Raw genomic sequence first — 18,894 nt, forward strand, 5'->3', positions numbered from 1 at the left:
CGGGCCCGCTAGCCAGGGACCGAGGATCCGCCTCTGCCTCAGACGGCGACGCGCACGCCGGTGAGGCGCTCCGACAGCTCCCATGCGCGCTGCGCCTCGGACTCGCTGCGGAGCCGCGTGTACAGCGCCTGCTCCGCGGGGAGCCCGCTCAGGTGCCGGAAGCCCTTCGGGCCGTAGAGGCGACCGCCTCGCGCGTCGGGGCTGGTCGCGGCATGCACGGCGGAGAGAGCGGCCGACTGCGGCGTGCCGAACAAGAGCCCGCGCCGGGACATCGCGCGGATGAATCGGACCGCCGCGGTGTCGTCCGGCCGGCCCATTCCGGGCTGAGCGGCGAGGAGGTTGGTGGGCGTCACGCCGGGGTGGGAGAGGTTGCTACGCAGACCCCAGGACGCGGCATCCGAACGCCTCTGCAGCTCTGCCGCGAAGAGGCCGAACATGATCTTCGATGAGCTGTACGCCTTCATGGCGTCGTAGCCCCGTTCCCAGTCGGGGTCATCCCAGTTGATCGCTCCCTGATCTGCCGCGACGCTGACCTGGCTCGTCACGTGCGCGCGGCCGGCGATCAGCAGGGGGAGCAGGTGCGCGACGAGCGCGAAGTGGCCCAGATGGTTGGTCGCGAGCTGGAGCTCATGACCGTCGGCGGAGGCCCGCCGGGTCGGCGGTGTCATCACGCCGGCGTTCGCGATGAGGATGTCGATCGGGCGACCGACGTCGAGCGCCTCCCTCGAGAAGCGGGCGACCGATTCCCGTGACGCGAGGTCAAGCGAGCGGATCCGGATGTCGGCATCCGGTGTCCGCTCTCGGATGCGGTCCGCTGCTGTGTCGCCCTTCGCGCGGTTGCGCACGGGAAGGACGAGGTCGGCGCCGCTGCGTGCGAGGCGCGCGGCGATCTCGAAGCCGACGCCGTCGCTCGCTCCGGTGACGACGGCGAGTCGCCCGGAGAGGTCGGGGACGGAGATGTCGAGGATCTTCGGCATGGGGTTCCTGTCTGTCGGTGGGATGATCCCAGCGTCGGGGAACGGCGCCGGCGGATTCAGGGCGGGTTCACCCTGGGATCGCCGATCCCTGTCTCGCCCATGGCCGAGTACGAGGCGCTTCTCGAGCACACCGTCGGCACCCGCGCAAGCGGCTGCGCCGCGGCATCCGTCGCTCGTACCGTCGGAGCAGATCACGGGGAGGGCGAAACGGATGTCACGGAACACCAGGATGCTGCGCTGCACGCCGGAGGACGTGTTCCGCGTTCTCGCGGACGGCTGGCTCTACCCGTCGTGGGTCGTCGGAGCGTCGCGTATGCGCAAGGTCGACGAGACGTGGCCGGCGGAGGGATCGCAGCTGCACCATTCCTTCGGTGTCTGGCCGGCGCTCATCGACGACCGCACCGTGGTGGAGGCGAGCGAGTCTCCTCACCACCTCGTCATGCTGGCGCGTGGGTGGCCCGTCGGCGAGGCGCGCGTGACGATCAACGTGAAGAAGCGCGGCGACGGGTGCGTCGTACGCATCCAGGAGGAGGCCGTCGCCGGGCCCGGGCGGTTCGTGCCCGAGCCGATCATGGACCTGCTGTTGCACTGGCGGAACACCGAGACACTGCACCGACTGGCGTACCTTGCTGAAGGGACGGCTCCGCGCTCGCAAGGCGCGACGACCGCGGAGGACGAACTGACCCGCAGCGGAGAGGACGCGAACACGACGTGAGCGACAGCGATCTCGACGCCGTGGTCGTCGGTGCCGGGCCGAACGGTCTGGCGGCGGCGGTCGTGCTCGCGCGCGCAGGACTCCGCGTTCGCGTGTACGAGCGAGCCGACCAGGCCGGTGGGGGAGCGGCGACGCGTGAACTCACGCTCCCGGGCTTTCGGCACGACGTGTGCTCGGCGGTGCATCCGCTCGCGTTCGAATCCCGGTTCTTCCGCGAGTTCGGTCTGCGTGACCGCGTCGAGTTCGTCACCCCCGACCTGTCGTACGCGCACCCGCTCGACGGCGGACGGGCGGGCATCGCGTACCGCGACCTCGCACGCACCCTCGACGAGCTCGGCCGTGACGGCCCCGCCTACGAGAGGCTCATGGCGCCCCTCGTGCGCCACGCGACCCGCGTCGCCGAGTTCACGGGCTCACCGCTCCTTCGCGTGCCGAGCGACCCGGTGACCGCGGTGACTTTCGGGGTTCGCGCCCTCGAGCAGGGTAGTCCGGCCTGGAACCTCCGGTTCCGTGAGGATGCCGCGCCGGCGCTGCTGACGGGTGTCGCGGCCCACACGATCCTGTCGCAGCCGAGCATCGCGGCTGCGGGGGCCGGCCTCGCTCTCGGCGCATACGCGCACGCACGGGGGTGGCCCATCCCCGTCGGCGGCAGTCAGGCGATCGTCGATGCGCTGGTCGACGATCTGCGCGTGCACGGCGGCGAAATCGTCCTCGACCACGACATCACGTCGCTCGCGCAGCTGCCGCCCGCGAGGGTGAAGCTGCTCGACGTCACGCCGCGTGCCCTGCTCCGACTCGCCGGGACCGACGTGCCGCCGCGGTACCGGCGTGCGCTCGAGGGATTCCGCTACGGCGGCGCGGTCGCCAAGGTCGACTTCGCACTCAGCGAGCCGGTGCCGTGGACTCATGCAGCGGTCCGCGCCGCCGGCACCGTCCACGTCGGCGGCACCAGGGCGGAAGTCGCCGCGGCCGAGAACGAGGTCAACCGCGGCCGGCTGCCGGGGCGGCCCTACGTGCTCGTGTCCCAGCCGTCCGTGTTCGACGCGACCCGCGCGCCCGCCGGGAAGCACGTGCTCTGGACGTACACGCATGTGCCGACGGGCAGCGACGTCGATCGCCGCGAGGCCGTGATCGCGCAGATCGAGAGGTTCGCGCCGGGCTTCCGCGACACGATCCTCGCGACGAGTTCACGCACCGCCGTCGACGTCGAGCTGCACAACCCGAACTATCCCGGAGGCGACATCGCCGCCGGAGCCCCGACGCTTCGCCAGATGGTGCGCCGGCCCGTTCTCAGCGCCGATCCGTGGCGGACCCCCCTTCCGGGCGTCTATCTGGCCTCGGCATCCGCCCCTCCCGGCCCCGGCGTGCACGGCCTCGTGGGATGGTTCGCCGCGCGCAGCGCGCTGCGCCACGAATTCGGGCGACGCGCGATCCCCGACCTCTCGCCGCGGGACTGACCGATCGGCGAGGATCTGAGATCAGGTCAGGGCTTCGGCCACTCGATGAGCAGGATGCCCTGCTTCGTGTCGGCGAACTTCACCCATCCGTCGCCGAAGAGATAGGTCATGCCGTAGCCGTCGTCGTCGACGACGATCGCCGTGCCCTTCGGCGTGGTGATGTAGACACCGGAATCGGAATCCTCGCGGATCCAGCCCTGGGAGACGAGCCACGCCTGCGATTCGGATGCGTCATCGGCCGAGATCCTGCCCCAGCCGAACATCTGAAGATGGTCGCCCGCCGGCCCCTCGAAGTCCGCCCACACGCACTGCAGGCCCTCGTCGAGCATCCGATCCCCGATGTAGAGCTCCTCCGCCTGCGAGGTCCAGCCGACGCTCTCGAAGTCGGCGACGATCTCGGGCCCGATCAGGGTTTCGCACGTCGGGTCCTCGGCGGCGGCATCCTGGGTCGGCGTCGCCGACGGCTCCGGCGCGGACGCGGTGGGAGTGCCAGCCGTGGTCTCAGTGACCTGCGGCGCGGGTGCCGGCTGCGCGGCACAGGCCGTCACGCCTGCGCCGGCGAAGAGTGCGAGGACGAGCGCGGCGCCGAGTCGGTGTCGTGGGGGGAACATCGAGCGGTCTCCGGAGGGGGGTGAGAAGGCAGGGGTGAGTCACTGGGCGCGGAGCAGGTCGAGATACGCGTCGTGAAGCACGCGATTGGTGGCGAGGGACGATCGCTCGGAGAGCGAGTCATTGCCGGCGTACGAGGTGAACCGGCCTCCCGCCTCGGTCACGATGGGCACAAGTGCCGCGATGTCGTACTCCTTCACGCCGAACTCGGCGACGAACTCGAGCCGACCCTCCGCGAGGAGCATGTACGGCCACGCGTCGCCGTACCCGCGATCCCGCCACACGGCCGACGTCAGACGCTCGAGGGCGTCGAGCTCACCGGCGTCCCGCCACTGGCCGATGCTCTGGAAGCTCACGCTCGACTCGGCGATCGTCGCGACCGACGACACGGCGAGTCGACGAGGCGCTCCCGATGTCGTGTTGGTCCAGGCTCCGAGTCCCGTGGCGGCCCACCAGCGGCGGCCGATCGCGGGCTGGCTCGCGACACCCACCCGGGGGATCCCGTCGATCGCCAGCGCGATCAGCGTCGTCCACATCGGAATGCCCTTGAGGTAGTTGGCGGTGCCGTCGATCGGATCGATGATCCACTGGCGCTGCGCGTCGCCGCTGACCCCGTACTCCTCGCCGAAGACGCCGTCACCCGGACGCTCGACCTCGAGGATCGCGCGGATGGCGCGCTCCGTCGCGAGATCAGCCTCGGTCACGTGCGTCGCGTCAGCCTTCGTCGACACCTCCAGATCAGCGGCGTCGAAACGGCTCATGGATGCTGTGTCCGCTGCGTCTGCGAGCCGCAGCGCCAGCTCCAACTCGGCGCCGAGATCACCCTCGTACGGCGCATCGAAGGGCGTCGCAGCGGAGGAGGAAGTCACGCGATCCAGGATATCCGGAGGGACGTGGCCTCGATTTCCGGTGACGCAATCGTGATGCTAATGTTGACCCTCGGTTCGCCTCGTCGCGGATCACGCACCTCTAGCTCAATCGGCAGAGCAACTGACTCTTAATCAGTGGGTTCTGGGTTCAAGTCCCAGGGGGTGCACCACCAGAGAAGAGCGGTCCTTCGGGGCCGCTCTTCTGCGTTTCCGGGGTGTGGTTTCGGGGCGCCAGCCAGGAGAGCCCGGAATCTCTGAGGTAAATCAGAGTCCGGGCCTTCCGCCATTTCCGGCCGGATCGGGCAACAGCGCGGAAACAGCGCGTGTGTCTCAGCGGATCTGTGTCGGGCGGCTCAGCCAGAATGTAGCCATGGCTTGGGTACCAATGGGGATGTCGCCAGAACAGCACGCAGAGCTGGTTGACGGGATACAGCCGTGGATGCGCGAGGACATGAAGGGTTGGCTTGCCCGCGCGATCAGCATGAATACGACGAGCGGCCCGACTGTTGACCATGACCTCATTCGCGAGTTTGACCGGCGCGCGCGATCGGCCGATCCGATCGCGGAATACTTGCAGCGCGGGGGCGGCTCGGCTTTTGAGTACCACCTCTACAACGACAGCGCGCTATACATTCGCTTTGTCGACTTCCTTGTCTGGAAGCGTTCGCAGGAGCCTCAGTCCGAAAGAAGTGCTGGAATTCTTGCGCTGCTCAACGCAATCCTGGAAGCGGGCGGGTCACGCTGGAAGGTCGGTGATCGGCGCGGAGTCCCAGGCTTGGAGTTGCGAGTACCGGAAGGCGTGCAGCAGGCCGCTGAGACCGCGATGTCAACACCGGGTCATGCCGGGACGCTGCTTTCGGAGGCTTGGCACGCGGTCTTCGGTGTGAATCCGATGCCTGAGACGGGCTACCGCCAGGCGGTTCTCGCCGTTGAAGCCGCCGCCATCCCAGTCGTGATCCCGACCGACCCAAGCGCCACCCTGGGCAAGGTATTCACAGTGATGCGGGACCAAAAGGACTGGGCTCTCGACATCAAGAAGCAGCACAAGGACTACCCGACGACAGCGGTGCTGCTGAGCATGATTCAGATGCTCTGGGCTGGTCAGGGTCGTCACGCGGGTCAGCCGGACTGGGCGCCCAACACGCAAGCGGAGGCCGAGGTCGCGGTAATGCTGGCGGTTCCGCTGGTTCAGTGGTTCTCCTCGGGCGCTATCGCTCGTCGCCCGTAACGCCGAGTGTCGGAAGGTGTATGAGTGACCGCGCGCCGTTACCCCGTCTTGATGACGTCTCTCAATCCGGGAGAGAGCATCAAGGGAGAGCACTCGTTTGTCACGGTATGCGCGTCGCAAGCTCAGATCGCCCTGATTCACTTGCACCGCATATGGGCGCGAGAGGGCGAGCCGCCAGACCTGGAGGTGTGGAGAAACGTTCACGACCCTCTGGAGGTCTGGGCCGACTTGCAGGGTGCGCTGACGGCAGGCATCGTGCTGTCGCGTTTGCTCAAGCCCGCGGGTATTCGAGCGCGTGGGGACTTGAATCAGAAGCAAGCGCGAGCGAATTCAAACGCAAGAGGCGAGCGGCTTCGGGCTCTGCTTGATGTCCGCGAGGACTCCGTGCTGCTCACCATCAGCGATGTGCGCGACCCGGTTGAGCACATTGACGAACGGCTCGACCAGGCAGTCGAGGACAACGACATCTATTCCACGAGCGACCTATACATTGCCGACATCGTGTATCAGGCCGACCGACTCAGCGAGCCAACGCGGGCGAGTGGTCCGTTGCATGCCAACATGCGCACGTTCCTGCCGATGTCCGGCGAGGTCGTCTACGGCGCAGTCCGATTCGATCTCTTCCGATATGAGGCAGCACTGCTCGAACTCCTGCGTGCGGTCCCGGCTGCTAGAACGACCATCGATCGCGACCGGCCACGCAGCGGGCAGCGAAGCATAGGGTCCTCTCATCCAGTAATGAGCGATCCTGCCCTCATTCGAGAGCGCAGAAGTGGACTCGCGAACATGCGCAAAGCACGATCGGCGCAAGGATTGCGGGAATCGAGAGTGGTCGATCCGCAGTCCGTGGTGATGGTCATCACGCCGTCAAGCGACGGGGCCACCGGCTCTAACCCAGACGTCTAATCGCTCACGCTTAATCCTCCTCGTTGACACCTCGGGCTGGCACAGACGGCTCAGCGTGGGGGTGAAGGGTTGCAGTCCGAGATTTCCAGCCTGGTGGCGCGTGGCGGGTGGCTCCCGTCGCTCGGTCCTCATCTGGCCTGGGACTTGCTGCTGGGGTGACGGGTCTACTCCTCCACAGGTTGGGTGCTTTCGGGTTGTCCACAGGTTTCGTTTCGGTCGTTGATCTGGGGGTTTCCAGGGCCTCGGATGTCGGAGGTGGGCGGCAGACTGTGGGTATGGACGCCCTCGCCGACACCCTGCAGCAGGTGGAACGCCTGCTCGGCGACGCGGCCACCGGGGTGTTCGACGGTGCCGGGTTGCGCGCAGCGGACGATCCTGAGTTGTTGGGGTTGTTGGCGCAGGTCGCCGCGGTCTCACGGCTGGTCGACGCGGTGCTGGTCGGGGTGGTCGCGGAGGTGGGGGAGCGGGCGGATGCTGCGCCGCACGCGGAGCGGATCACCACCGTGCACGGCTGCCGGTCGGTGAGAGAACTGGTGCAGCGGGTCACCCGGCAGTCATCACGGACAGTCGGGGAGGTGCTGCGGGGGGCGCGGGCGGTGGCCCGGCCGGTCGCCGTCACCACCGGGGAACTCCTGCCGGCGGCCTATCCCGCGATGCGCGACGCACTCGCCTCCGGCGCGGTCGGAGTGGACGGCCTGGTCGCGGTGGTGGCTGCGTTGGACGGGGCGGGGTGTGCGGCCCAGGCGCGCCGGGCGGCCGACGAGGAACTGGGTGCGGCGGCCCGGGGTGCCGGGTGCGATGGGGCACCGGCTCCGGGCGCGGATGAGTTGCGGGTGCAGGCGCAGGTGTGGGCGATGTTCCTGGACCAAGACGGCGCCGAGCCCCGCGAGACCCGGGCGCTGCGCAAACGAGGGCTGACCCTCGGGGTGTGCCGGGATGGGCTGGTCCCCATCCGGGGGCAGCTGCTCCCCGAAGTCGCCGGGCAACTCGAGACCCTGTTCCACAGCATTCTCAACCCCAAGACCGGGGGACCCGCGGCGCCTGCCGGACCGCACTTCACCGTCGTCGACGCTGCCGTCGATGACCGGGAGGTGCCGTTCCAGGATCAGGCCGACCCGCGCACCCGCGTGCAGCGGCAGCACGACGCGTTCGCGACCGTCCTCTCGGTCGCCGCCCGCTCCGCCGAAGTGCCGACGATCGGGGGCGCCGCCCCCACTCTCGTGGTCTCTGTGATCGAGGGCGATCTGCGGTCCGGGACCGGGCACGCCCACCTGGACGGCTGCGACGAACCCGTCTCCCTCACCGTGGCCCGGCACGTTGCCTGCACCGGCACGATCCAACGCGTCACCAGCGACCAGACCGGCCGGATCCGGGCGATCCACACCATCGACCGGGTCTTCGGGCCGCACCAGCGCAAAGCCATCACCCTCCGCGACGGCGGCTGCATCATCCCCGGCTGCCACGTCCCGGCCGCATGGTGCGAGATCCACCACGTCCACGAACACGCCCACGGCGGACCCACCCACACCGACAACGGTGTCCTGTTGTGTTGGCACCACCACCGCACCCTCGACACCAGCGGCTGGACCATCCGCATGCGAAACGGCATCCCCGAAGTCCGCGGCCCCTCCTGGTGGGACACCGCCGGCCGATGGCGACCCACCACCACCTCACCCACCCGCCTCCGACAACACCACACCACCCGAACCGCAACTAGCGGAGGGCCATGAACACGCGGCCACACCATGCACCACACCACCCGCACCGCAACCGGTGGGCGGACATGAGAGCGCGCGCCCAGGACCGGAACATGAACGCGTCCGTGAGGGTGGAAGCAGACAGCGGGTGCGACACTGATCATGCATTCGCCTCTCACGGCTGCGGGACGCATCCATCCGTCGTGGATCCGAATGAGAGCGGAGGAACCTGTGACGTCTGACAACGATCTCGCCGGTCGGCGTGCGCTCGTGACCGGCGGTGGGAGCGGCATCGGGCTGGCCTGCGTGCACGAGTTCGCGAAGCGCGGAGCGCACGTGATCGTCGCGGATCTGAACGAGGAAGCCGCGACCACCGCCGCAGACGAGGTGGGCGGCGAAGCCTGGATCATGGACCTGTCCGACACTGCGGCGCTCGACGATCTTCAGCTGGACATCGACATCCTCGTCAACAACGCGGGCATCCAGCGGGTGAGCCCCATCACAGAGTTCGATCCCGACACGTTCCGCCTCCTGCTGCGGTTGATGCTCGAGTCGCCGTTCCTGCTCATCCGCGCCGCACTGCCGCGGATGTACGAACGGGGGTGGGGACGCGTCATCAACATCTCGAGCGCGCACGGTCTGCGCGCGAGCCCCTTCAAATCCGCCTACGTCGCAGCCAAGCACGGCCTCGAAGGACTCTCGAAGGTCACGGCGCTGGAAGGTGGATCGCACGGCGTGACGAGCAACTGCATCAACCCCGCGTACGTCCGCACACCGTTGGTCGAGAAGCAGATCGCCGACCAGGCCAAGGTGCACGGCATTCCGGAGAGCGAAGTCGTGGAGAAGGTCATGCTCACCGAGACCGCGGTCAAGCGCCTCGTCGAGGCCGAGGAGGTCGCGTCGCTCGCGGGCTGGCTCGTGTCCGAAAACGCCGGCATGGTCACGGGCGCGTCCTACACGATCGACGGCGGCTGGACGGCCCGCTGATGTCGGCGGGCTCGACGCACCACCGCTCTCGCACGCTCGACGTCCCCGTGGCAGACGGCGACCTGCGCGTCGCGGTGTGGGATCCCGACTCGCAGGTCCCGGATGCCTCCGACGTGCTCCTGATCCACGGGGTGACGGCATCCCACCTCGCGTGGCCCTTCGTGGTCGACCGGCTGCCCGGCATCCGCGCAATCGCGCCCGATCTGCGCGGACGTGGCGCGAGCAACGGGCTCGTCGGCTCATCCGGCATGCGCGCACACGCGGACGACATGGCGGCAGCACTCGACGCACTCGGCATCGAGCGCGCGCTCGTCGCCGGTCACTCGATGGGCGGATTCGTGGCCGTTGTGTTCGCGCACCTGTATCCCGAGCGCGTGTCCCGGCTCGTGCTCGTCGACGGCGGGCTGCCCCTCGACGTGCCGCCGGGCGTCGACGCGGACGCCCTCGTCGCCGGCATACTCGGACCGACGGCGGCACGCCTGTCGATGCGATTCTCCGGCGCGGAGGAGTATCTCGACTTCTGGCGTGCGCACCCGGCATTCGGCGATGACTGGACGCCCGAACTCGAGGCGTACCTGACGTACGACCTCGTCGACGCCGGCGACGGCTCCTACCGCCCCGCCACGAGCTACCGCACCACCGCCGACGACACCGCTGACATGATCACCGGAACCGCCCTGACAGACGCGCTGGCCGGGCTGCGGCATCCGACGCGCATGATCACGGTGCCTCGCGGCCTCCAGAACGAGGAGCCGGGACTGTACGCTCCCGCGCACCTCGATCGTGTGCTCGCAGCGAACCCGTCCGTGCGGCACGAACGCGTCGAAGGCGTCAATCACTACACGATCGTCATGTCGCCCGCCGGGGCGGATGCTGTCGCCCGGGTCATCCGCGAGGAGCTCAGCGCGACGTGACTCCCGCGCGATAGGACCCATCACGACGTAGCCCCATCACGACGTAGCCCCAGCGCGAGTCGCCGAGGCGCGACGGCGACCTGCGGGCAGCCCCGCCCACGAGGCGCTTCCCGACCCGCACGGCCCGGGAACGACACGTTCAGCGTGCGGCGGCGATCCGCGTCGTGAGCTGATGCGCGTGCGCCAGCAGGGTGCGGCCGAGCTCGGGCAGCCGGTCCGGACCGAAGCGGAACTCCACGCCGGTGAGACTGAGCGCCCACTGCGGATGCCCCTCGCGACTGAACACCGCGGCACCCACGCCGTACGACCCCTCGACGATCAGCCCGGAGTTGACCGCGTACCCGCGCTCCTGCGTGTCCCGGAGTCTGCCCCGCAGCCGCGTCTCGCTGTGCGGAGCGCCCCACTCATCCGCGAGTCCCGGATGCCGCTCGAAGTACGCGTCCACATCGTGGGGAGGCAGGAACGCCAGGATCGCAAGCCCGGCGGACGCGACTCCGAGAGGAAAGCGCACGCCCTCCGACAGCACGAACGACCGGATCGGGAAGCTTCCTTCCTCGCGCAGGAGGCATACGGTCTCGTCCCCCCGCCGCACCGACAGGAACGCACTCTCCTCGGTGCGGACCGCGAGCGATCGGACGATGTCGCGGGCGATGCCGGTGATGTCGTACCGGGATGCCGCCACCGACCCCATGAGGAAGAGCTCAGGTCCGGGCATCCACAGACCCGAGCGATCGTCCTGATCGACGAGCCCCTCGTGCTGGAGCGCCGTCAGAAGCCGATGGGTCGTGGGCCGCGTGAGTTCGGCCCGTCGCGCGAGCTCGGCCACGGGCACCCCGTCGTCGCCCGCGGAGGTCACGAGGCGCAGCAGACGCGCAGCGCGCGCCACCGACTGCGCACCCGGCACGCTTCGCCGCTTCGATCCCTGGTTGTCCACGATGTGGACACTACGCGCGCCCTCCTCCACATGGCAAACACGGCGATGCGCCGGCGGGGGAACGGGCGCAGGATGGAGGCATCCGCGAGCGAAGGAGCAGCACGTGATCGACAAGACGTGGGGGTCGGCCGCCGAAGCCGTCGCCGACATCCCGGACGGAGCCTCTCTCGCCGTCGGCGGCTTCGGGCTCTCGGGCAATCCCATCGCCCTCATCGATGCCCTCCTCGCGCAGGGGACGGGCGACCTGAGCATCGTGAGCAACAACTGCGGCGTGGATGACTGGGGTCTCGGCGTCCTGCTGAACGCCAAGCGCATCCGCAAGATGACGTCGTCGTACGTCGGCGAGAACAAGGAGTTCGAACGCCAGTTCCTCTCCGGCGAACTCGAACTGGAGCTCACGCCGCAGGGCACGCTCGCCGAGAAGCTGCGCGCCGGCGGGTCGGGCATCGCGGCGTTCTACACGCAGACCGGTGTCGGCACGCAGGTGGCGGAGGGCGGCCTGCCGCGCCGCTACGACGGCGACGGCGGCATCGCGGTGGCATCGCCGGTCAAGGACGTCCGCACCTTCGACGTCTCCGGACAGCCCCGTGAATACGTGCTCGAGGAGGCCATCGTCACCGACTTCGCGCTCGTCCATGCGCTCAAGGGCGATCGCCACGGCAACCTGATCTTCAACAAGTCCGCGCGCAACTTCAACCCTCTCGCCGCCATGGCGGGTCGCGTCTGCATCGCGCAGGTGGAGGAGCTGGTCGAGCCCGGCGAGCTCGACCCCGACGGCATCCACCTTCCCGGCATCTACGTGCACCGCATCGTGGAGGTCGGCTCCGATATCGAGAAGCGCATCGAACGGCGCACCGTCCGAGAGGCAGGCCGCTGACATGGCGCTCACCCGTACTCAGATGGCGGCGCGCGCCGCCCGCGAGCTCGCCGACGGCGCCTACGTCAACCTCGGCATCGGCCTGCCCACGCTGGTCCCCAACTTCGTTCCCGACGGCGTCACAGTGGTGCTGCAGTCAGAGAACGGCATCCTCGGGGTCGGTCCCTACCCGGCCGACGAGCACGTGGACCCCGACCTCATCAACGCCGGCAAGGAGACCGTCACCACGCTCGCGGGCGCCGCGTTCTTCGACTCGGCGACGAGCTTCGGCATGATCCGCGGCGGCAAGATCGACGCCGCCATCCTCGGTGCGATGCAGGTGTCGGCCACGGGCGACCTCGCGAACTGGATGATCCCGGGGAAGATGGTCAAGGGCCCCGGCGGCGCGATGGACCTCGTTCACGGCGCCGCGCGCGTGATCGTGCTGATGGAGCACGTCGCGAAGGACGGCACCCCCAAGATCGTCGTCGACTGCTCGCTGCCGCTCACCGGCCGAGGCGTGGTCGACCGCATCATCACCGACCTCGCCGTCATCGACGTGACCTCCGACGGGCTCGTGCTCGTGGAGGTCGCCCCCGGCGTCACCGTCGAAGAGGTCATCGCCGCGACGGAGCCCCCGCTCATCGTCGCCGCCGCACTCCAGGAGGAATCATGAACCACGACGACGTCGTCATCATCGCTGCCGCACGCACGCCGCAAGGGCGCCTCAAGGGCCAGCTGGCACCGCTCACCGCGGTGCAGCTCGGCAGTGCGGCGATCCGCGGAGCGCTCGCACAGGGCGGCATCCCGGCCGAGGCGGTCGACGCCGTGCTCGTCGGGCAGGTGCTCCCCGCGGGTGCCGGTCAGAACCCCGCACGCCAGGCCGCGATCGGTGCCGGCATCGGGTGGGATGTGCACGCCGGATCCATCAACAAGGTGTGCCTCTCCGGTCTCACGGCCATCATCGACGGCGCGCGCATGCTCGCCGTGGGCGACGCGACCGTGGTGGTCGCGGCGGGCATGGAATCGATGACCCGCGCGCCGCACCTGCTCATGGGCTCCCGCGACGGCTGGACGTACGGCTCGGTCGAAGTCCTCGACCACATGGCCGTCGACGGGCTCACCGACGCCTACGATCGCGAGAGCATGGGCGCATCGACCGAGCGTCACAACGACCGCTTCGACGTCACGCGCGAAGCGCAGGACGCGGTCGCGGCACGCTCGCACCAGCGCGCCGCCCAGGCGCAGGCCGACGGGCGCTTCGACGCCGAGATCGTGCCCGTCGAGATCCCGCAGCGCAAGGGCGACCTGGTCGTCGTCACGAAGGACGAGGGCGTGCGGCCCGAGACGACGGTCGACACGCTCGCCGGACTGCGACCCGCGTTCGCGCAGGGAGGCTCGATCACCGCGGGCAACTCTTCGCAGATCTCCGACGGCGCCTCGGCCGTCGTGCTCACGCGCCGCTCGCACGCCGACGAGAACGGCTGGCCCGTCCTTGCCGTCGTCGGCGCATCGGGACAGGTCGCCGGACCCGACAACTCGCTGCACGCGCAGCCCGCCCGTGCGATCGAGAAGGCCGTGGCCAAGCAGGGCATCGCGGTGTCCGACCTCGACCTCGTCGAGATCAACGAGGCGTTCGGCGCCGTCGTCGCGCGCTCGCAGGCCGAGCTCGGACTCTCGGACGACGTCGTCAACCCGCACGGAGGCGGCATCGCGATCGGCCACCCGATCGGAGCATCCGGGAACCGGCTGGTCGTGCACGCGGTGCACGAGCTCGTCCGTCGCGGAGGTGGCACCGCAGCGGTGGCGCTGTGCGGCGGCGGCGGTCAGGGCGACGCCCTCATCCTCACGCGCTGAACGACGGCATCCGCTTCTCGCCCACCGGTGCGCGCGCCGGGTGGCACCGGCGAGCGCGCCGGGATACCGTCGCGACATGACGACCATCACCCCGATCACGGCGGACGACCGTCCGGCCTGGGACGCCCTGTGGCAGGCGTACCTCACTTTCTACGAGTCCGAGATCCCCGACGACGTCACAGATTCGACGTTCCGGCGGATCCTCGCGGACGAGCAGCTCCACGGGGTTCTGGCGAGGGATGCCGACGGCCGGCCGATCGGACTGGTGCACTGGCTCACGCACCCCAGCACGTGGACCACCGCGGTGTACTGCTATCTGGAGGACCTCTACGTCGATCCGGCGGCGCGAGGCGCGGGCGCCGGCGCCGCCCTCATCGATCACGTCCGCGACTGGGCGGTCCTGTTCGGCGCGGAGAAGGTGTACTGGCTCACGAAGCACGACAACGCGACCGCACGGTCGCTGTACGACCGGGTCGCCACGTCGACCGGGTTCGTGCACTACGAGATCGAGCTCTAGACGCGGTGCCGGCGCGCGCGCTCGCGCACCAGCTTCTTCTCCTGGCCGTGCACGGGGGAGTCTTCGTCGATGACGTGACCCGTCGATGCGCGGCGCACGTCGATGATCGCGCCGACCACGAGCGCGACCGAGATCGCCCAGCTCAGCCACCCCAGCGCGCTGCGCCACGTGAAGGGCGCGTCCTCGCGCATCCCGCGCAGCAGGGTCAGCCCTCCGGTGATGGCGGTCAGCAGGCCGGTGCCGAAGAGGTACTTTCGCATGCGCCCACGCTAGCGCGCGGCATCCGTCATCGTCTGCCCTTGACAGGCAAGACCGCCCGCGTCAAGGCGACGGAGCGGGCTCGCAGGCCGCGATAGCCTGGGGATGCCTCGTCCCCCAGCCACCGTCAGGAGCCCGAGTGACCCAGGCAGAGCTCGTCGTCGTTGCGAACCGTCTTCCCGTGGACCGCGTGGTCGACGGTTCCGGAGAGCCCTCATGGCGGCGCTCGCCCGGAGGCCTCGTGACGGCGCTCGAGCCCGTGATGCGCCGGGCCGACGGCGCGTGGGTCGGTTGGCCCGGCCAGCCCGACATCGACGTCGATCCCTTCGAGTTCGAGGGCACGCACCTCGTGCCGGTGCGCCTCAGCGCCGACGACGTCGAGAAGTACTACGAAGGCATGTCGAACGACACGTTCTGGCCGCTCTACCACGATGTCATCGCCGAGCCGCGCTACCGCCGCGTGTGGTGGGACGCGTACGTGCGGGTCAATCGCCGGTTCGCCGAGGCCGCGGCCGCTGCCGCCGCCGACGGCGCCGAGGTCTGGGTGCAGGACTACCAGCTGCAGCTGGTGCCGCGGATGCTGCGCGAGATGCGTCCCGACCTCACGATCGGCTACTTCCACCACATTCCCTTCCCGGCATACGGCCTGTACTCGCAGCTGCCGTGGAGACGCCAGGTGCTGGAAGGACTTCTCGGCGCCGACGTCATCGGCTTCCAGCGCGTCGCCGATGCCGGGAACTTCGCCCGCGCCGTGCGCCGCGTGCTGCGCTTCGATACGAAGGCCTCGGGTATCAGCGTCCCGAACCCGGACGGCACGACGCGCACCGCTCTCGCCAAGGCGTTCCCGATCTCGATCGACGCCCAGTCGTGCGTCGAGCTGGCGCAGCATCCCGAGATCCAGGCACGCGCGGCCGAGATCCGGGCCGAGCTCGGCAACCCGAAGAAGATCCTGCTCGGTGTCGATCGCCTCGACTACACGAAGGGGATCCGCCACCGGCTGAAGGCGTTCGGCGAACTGCTCTCGGACGGCCGGCTCTCCGTCGAGGACGTCACCCTCGTGCAGGTCGCGAGCCCGAGCCGCGAGCGCGTCCAGGCGTACATGCAGCTGCGCGACGAGATCGAGCTGACGGTCGGCCGGGTCAACGGCGACTTCGACACGACGGGGCATACCGCGATCCGCTACCTGCACCAGGCGTACCCGCGCGAGGAGATGGTGGCGCTGTTCCTCGCCGCCGACGTGATGCTCGTGACCGCCCTGCGCGACGGCATGAACCTCGTGGCGAAGGAGTACGTGGCCGCGCGCGTCGACAACCGCGGTGTGCTCGTGCTCAGCGAGTTCGCGGGTGCGGCCGACGAGCTGCCGAGCGCCGTGCGCATCAACCCCCACGACATCGACGGGATGAAGGATGCCGTCATGCGGGCGATCGAGATGCCCCCGGCCGAGCAGGGCCGCCGCATGCGGGCGCTGCGCAAGCGGGTCATCGAGCACGACGTCGCCCGGTGGTCCCAGTCCTTCCTCGCCGCGTTGGACGATGCCAAGGCGGCGAAGCGCCGCAACGACGCGAGAAGGAGCCGCGCGTGAGTACCGAACCCGGACAGACGATCCGCAGCGCGATCGCGCGCATCGCGGCATCCGATCGCCTTCTCGTGGCCCTGGACTTCGACGGCACGCTGTCGCCGCTCGAGGACGAGCCGATGGATGCCCGCATGCTGCCCGCCGCGCGTGCGGCGCTCGACGCGCTGTTCGCGGAGCCCGAGACTCTGGTGGCGCTCGTGTCGGGCCGCAGCCTGTCCGACCTTCGGATCATCGCCGAGCACGACGACGAGTCGCCGCTGCTGCTCGCGGGATCGCACGGCGCCGAGTTCTGGATCCCGGGCGAGGGCGCCGTGACGCACGACGACGACCCTGCCGACGCCGCGCTGCGCGATGAGCTGCGTGCGCACGCCGAGCAGGCCACGGCGCACATCGAGGGCGTCTGGATCGAGCCCAAGCGCTTCGGGTTCGGCGTGCACACGCGCAGGTCCTCGCCCGCCGGGGCCACCGAGGCCAACAGGCTCGTCGACGCGCTCGTCGCGGCCGAGGCACCCCAGTGGCGCCGCCGCACCGGGCACAACATCATCGAGTACGCGTTCCGCCACGAGGGCAAGGACTCGGCGATCGCCGAGCTGCGGGAGCGGACGGATGCCTCCGCCGTCCTCTTCGCGGGCGACGACGTGACCGACGAGGATGCGCTCGCGAGCCTGGGCGAGGGCGACCTCGGCGTGCACGTCGGCAACCGTCCGACCGCCGCGACGATCTGCGTGCCCGACATCCCCGCGATGGCCGAGCTGCTCGCCGTCATCGCGGCCGAGCGGTCCGCCGCCCGGGAATAGAATGCGAGCATGCCCCAGCCTGACAACTCCATCGACATCAAGCCCCGCAGCAGGGTCGTCACCGACGGCATCGAGGCGACGACATCGCGCGGCATGCTCCGCGCCGTCGGCATGGGCGACGAGGACTGGGACAAGCCGCAGATCGGCATCGCGTCCAGCTGGAACGAGATCACGCCCTGCAACCTGAGCCTCGACCGGCTCGCGCAGGGCGCGAAGGAGGGCGTGCACGCCGGCGGCGGGTACCCGCTGCAGTTCGGCACCATCTCGGTCTCGGACGGCATCTCGATGGGCCACGAGGGCATGCACTTCTCGCTGGTCTCGCGCGAGGTGATCGCCGACTCCGTCGAGACCGTCATCATGGCCGAGCGCCTCGACGGCTCCGTGCTCCTCGCCGGCTGCGACAAGTCGATCCCCGGCATGCTGATGGCCTCCGCACGGCTCGACCTCTCGAGCGTCTTCCTCTACGCGGGTTCGATCGCGCCCGGCTGGGTCAAGCTCTCGGACGGCACCGAGAAGGACGTCACGATCATCGACTCCTTCGAGGCGGTCGGCGCGTGCCTCGCCGGCAAGATGAGCGAGGCCGACCTCAAGCGCATCGAGTGCGCGATCGCCCCCGGCGAAGGCGCGTGCGGCGGCATGTACACCGCGAACACGATGGCGTCGGTGGCTGAGGCGCTGGGTCTCAGCCTGCCGGGATCCGCCGCTCCGCCGTCGGCCGACCGTCGTCGCGACTACTTCGCGCACCGCTCGGGCGAGGCCGTCGTGAACCTGCTGCGCCAGGGGATCACGACCCGCGACATCCTCACCAAGGAGGCGTTCGAGAACGCCATCGCGCTCGCGATGGCTCTCGGCGGCTCGACCAACGTCGTGCTCCACCTGCTCGCCATCGCGCGCGAGGCCGACGTCGAGCTGAGCCTCCACGACTTCAACCGCATCGGCGACAAGACCCCGCATGTGGCCGACATGAAGCCGTTCGGCCAGTTCGTCATGAACGACGTCGACCGCCACGGCGGCATCCCGGTCATCATGAAGGCGATGCTCGACGAGGGTCTCCTCCACGGTGACGCGCTCACCGTCACCGGCAAGACGCTCGCCGAGAACCTCGCCGACCTGAACCCCGACCCGGTCGACGGCACCGTGATCCACACGTTCGACGACCCGATCCACGCCCAGGGCGGCATCACGATCCTGCACGGGTCGATCGCACCGGAGGGCGCGGTCGTGAAGTCCGCGGGCTTCGACGGCAACGTCTTCGAGGGCCCCGCTCGGGTGTTCGAGCGCGAGCGTGCGGCGATGGACGCCCTCGAGGCCGGTCAGATCGCCGCCGGTGACGTCGTCGTGATCCGCTACGAAGGCCCCAAGGGCGGCCCGGGCATGCGCGAGATGCTCGCGATCACCGCCGCCATCAAGGGCGCGGGCCTCGGAAAAGATGTACTACTCTTGACGGACGGCAGATTCTCAGGCGGCACAACCGGCCTGTGCATCGGCCACATAGCACCCGAAGCGGTGGACGCTGGTCCCATCGCCTTCGTGCGCGATGGTGATCTGATACGGGTCGATATCGCGGCTCGCACGCTCGACCTACTCGTCGATGATGCAGAGCTCGACTCCCGCCGCTCTGGCTGGGAGCCGCTTCCCCCGCGCTATACCCGTGGCGTCCTTGCCAAGTACTCCCGACTCGTGCGCTCCGCTGCGGAGGGCGCGACCACCGGTTGACCGCTGGTCATCCGGTGGTTGAGC

At 69.4% G+C, this 18,894-nt stretch carries 19 protein-coding genes and 1 tRNA gene; 15 read left to right on the forward strand and 5 right to left on the reverse strand.

Features of this window, described 5'->3' with window-relative positions:
- Positions 1 to 38: 38 nt before the first annotated feature.
- Entirely contained in the window at positions 39 to 977 is a 939-nt protein-coding gene (locus OL358_RS12415; RefSeq protein ID WP_264710380.1) for an SDR family oxidoreductase, read from the reverse strand.
- 211 nt (positions 978 to 1,188) lie between these two features.
- On the opposite strand from OL358_RS12415, the gene OL358_RS12420 reads away from it, so the two are divergent.
- Both OL358_RS12420 and OL358_RS12425 read left to right on the forward strand, forming a co-directional pair.
- Positions 1,189 to 1,692, forward strand: coding sequence for an SRPBCC family protein (locus OL358_RS12420; RefSeq protein ID WP_264710381.1), 504 nt, complete (start codon positions 1,189 to 1,191; stop codon positions 1,690 to 1,692).
- A complete protein-coding gene (locus OL358_RS12425; RefSeq protein ID WP_264710382.1) occupies positions 1,689 to 3,149 on the forward strand; it encodes a phytoene desaturase family protein in 1,461 nt (486 codons plus the stop codon). Before OL358_RS12420 ends, OL358_RS12425 begins: the two co-directional genes overlap by 4 nt.
- A gap of 26 nt (positions 3,150 to 3,175) precedes the next feature.
- Here OL358_RS12425 and OL358_RS12430 read toward each other — a convergent pair whose 3' ends face one another.
- Positions 3,176 to 3,760 (reverse strand): hypothetical protein, encoded by a 585-nt coding sequence (locus OL358_RS12430; RefSeq protein WP_264710383.1) that lies wholly within the window; start codon positions 3,758 to 3,760, stop codon positions 3,176 to 3,178.
- 39 nt (positions 3,761 to 3,799) lie between these two features.
- Complete coding sequence (locus OL358_RS12435) at positions 3,800 to 4,627, reverse strand: inositol monophosphatase family protein (protein WP_264710384.1); 828 nt, start codon at positions 4,625 to 4,627, stop codon at positions 3,800 to 3,802.
- A 94-nt stretch (positions 4,628 to 4,721) separates the two neighbouring features.
- Between OL358_RS12435 and OL358_RS12440 the strand changes: the two genes are divergently transcribed.
- From OL358_RS12440 to OL358_RS12465, 6 genes are all read left to right on the forward strand, one after another.
- Positions 4,722 to 4,797: transfer RNA gene (locus tag OL358_RS12440), tRNA-Lys, on the forward strand.
- Between the two features lie 200 nt (positions 4,798 to 4,997).
- A complete protein-coding gene (locus OL358_RS12445) occupies positions 4,998 to 5,855 on the forward strand; it encodes a hypothetical protein (RefSeq protein WP_264710385.1) in 858 nt (285 codons plus the stop codon).
- Positions 5,856 to 5,906: 51 nt separating this feature from the next.
- Entirely contained in the window at positions 5,907 to 6,761 is an 855-nt protein-coding gene (locus OL358_RS12450) for a hypothetical protein (protein ID WP_264710386.1), read from the forward strand.
- Between the two features lie 275 nt (positions 6,762 to 7,036).
- Complete coding sequence (locus OL358_RS12455; protein ID WP_264710387.1) at positions 7,037 to 8,491, forward strand: HNH endonuclease signature motif containing protein; 1,455 nt, start codon at positions 7,037 to 7,039, stop codon at positions 8,489 to 8,491.
- A gap of 198 nt (positions 8,492 to 8,689) precedes the next feature.
- The gene (locus OL358_RS12460; protein ID WP_413631545.1) at positions 8,690 to 9,445 is read left to right on the forward strand and encodes a 3-hydroxybutyrate dehydrogenase; all 756 of its coding nucleotides are present in this window, start codon (positions 8,690 to 8,692) and stop codon (positions 9,443 to 9,445) included.
- Positions 9,446 to 9,492: 47 nt separating this feature from the next.
- The gene (locus OL358_RS12465; RefSeq protein WP_264710389.1) at positions 9,493 to 10,359 is read left to right on the forward strand and encodes an alpha/beta fold hydrolase; all 867 of its coding nucleotides are present in this window, start codon (positions 9,493 to 9,495) and stop codon (positions 10,357 to 10,359) included.
- 139 nt (positions 10,360 to 10,498) lie between these two features.
- Here OL358_RS12465 and OL358_RS12470 read toward each other — a convergent pair whose 3' ends face one another.
- Positions 10,499 to 11,293, reverse strand: coding sequence for an IclR family transcriptional regulator (locus tag OL358_RS12470; protein WP_264710390.1), 795 nt, complete (start codon positions 11,291 to 11,293; stop codon positions 10,499 to 10,501).
- Between the two features lie 103 nt (positions 11,294 to 11,396).
- On the opposite strand from OL358_RS12470, the gene OL358_RS12475 reads away from it, so the two are divergent.
- The 4 genes from OL358_RS12475 to OL358_RS12490 all read left to right on the forward strand — a co-directional run bounded on the left by OL358_RS12475 (position 11,397) and on the right by OL358_RS12490 (position 14,523).
- On the forward strand, positions 11,397 to 12,170 hold the full coding sequence (locus OL358_RS12475) for a CoA transferase subunit A (RefSeq protein ID WP_264710391.1): 774 nt from the start codon (positions 11,397 to 11,399) through the stop codon (positions 12,168 to 12,170).
- 1 nt (position 12,171) lies between these two features.
- Positions 12,172 to 12,825, forward strand: coding sequence for a CoA transferase subunit B (locus tag OL358_RS12480; protein ID WP_264710392.1), 654 nt, complete (start codon positions 12,172 to 12,174; stop codon positions 12,823 to 12,825).
- On the forward strand, positions 12,822 to 14,006 hold the full coding sequence (locus OL358_RS12485) for an acetyl-CoA C-acetyltransferase (RefSeq protein WP_264710393.1): 1,185 nt from the start codon (positions 12,822 to 12,824) through the stop codon (positions 14,004 to 14,006). The genes OL358_RS12480 and OL358_RS12485 overlap by 4 nt, the downstream gene beginning before the upstream one ends.
- Before the next feature lie 76 nt (positions 14,007 to 14,082).
- Entirely contained in the window at positions 14,083 to 14,523 is a 441-nt protein-coding gene (locus OL358_RS12490) for a GNAT family N-acetyltransferase (protein WP_264710394.1), read from the forward strand.
- On the opposite strand, the gene OL358_RS12495 is transcribed toward OL358_RS12490, so the two are convergent.
- Entirely contained in the window at positions 14,520 to 14,783 is a 264-nt protein-coding gene (locus OL358_RS12495; protein ID WP_264710395.1) for a hypothetical protein, read from the reverse strand. The genes OL358_RS12490 and OL358_RS12495 overlap by 4 nt on opposite strands.
- Before the next feature lie 137 nt (positions 14,784 to 14,920).
- Here OL358_RS12495 and OL358_RS12500 point away from each other — a divergent pair, with 137 nt between their 5' ends.
- From OL358_RS12500 to ilvD, 3 genes are read left to right on the forward strand one after another with little or no spacing between them, the layout of a single operon-like run.
- Positions 14,921 to 16,363 (forward strand): alpha,alpha-trehalose-phosphate synthase (UDP-forming), encoded by a 1,443-nt coding sequence (locus OL358_RS12500; RefSeq protein WP_264710396.1) that lies wholly within the window; start codon positions 14,921 to 14,923, stop codon positions 16,361 to 16,363.
- Entirely contained in the window at positions 16,360 to 17,154 is a 795-nt protein-coding gene (gene otsB / locus OL358_RS12505; protein ID WP_264710397.1) for a trehalose-phosphatase, read from the forward strand. Before OL358_RS12500 ends, otsB begins: the two co-directional genes overlap by 4 nt.
- Before the next feature lie 9 nt (positions 17,155 to 17,163).
- Positions 17,164 to 18,870, forward strand: coding sequence for a dihydroxy-acid dehydratase (gene ilvD / locus OL358_RS12510; RefSeq protein ID WP_264710398.1), 1,707 nt, complete (start codon positions 17,164 to 17,166; stop codon positions 18,868 to 18,870).
- The last annotated feature ends 24 nt before the right edge of the window (positions 18,871 to 18,894 follow it).

This window comes from Microbacterium sp. SSM24 (assembly GCF_025989145.1).
Taxonomy (GTDB): Bacteria; Actinomycetota; Actinomycetes; order Actinomycetales; family Microbacteriaceae; genus Microbacterium.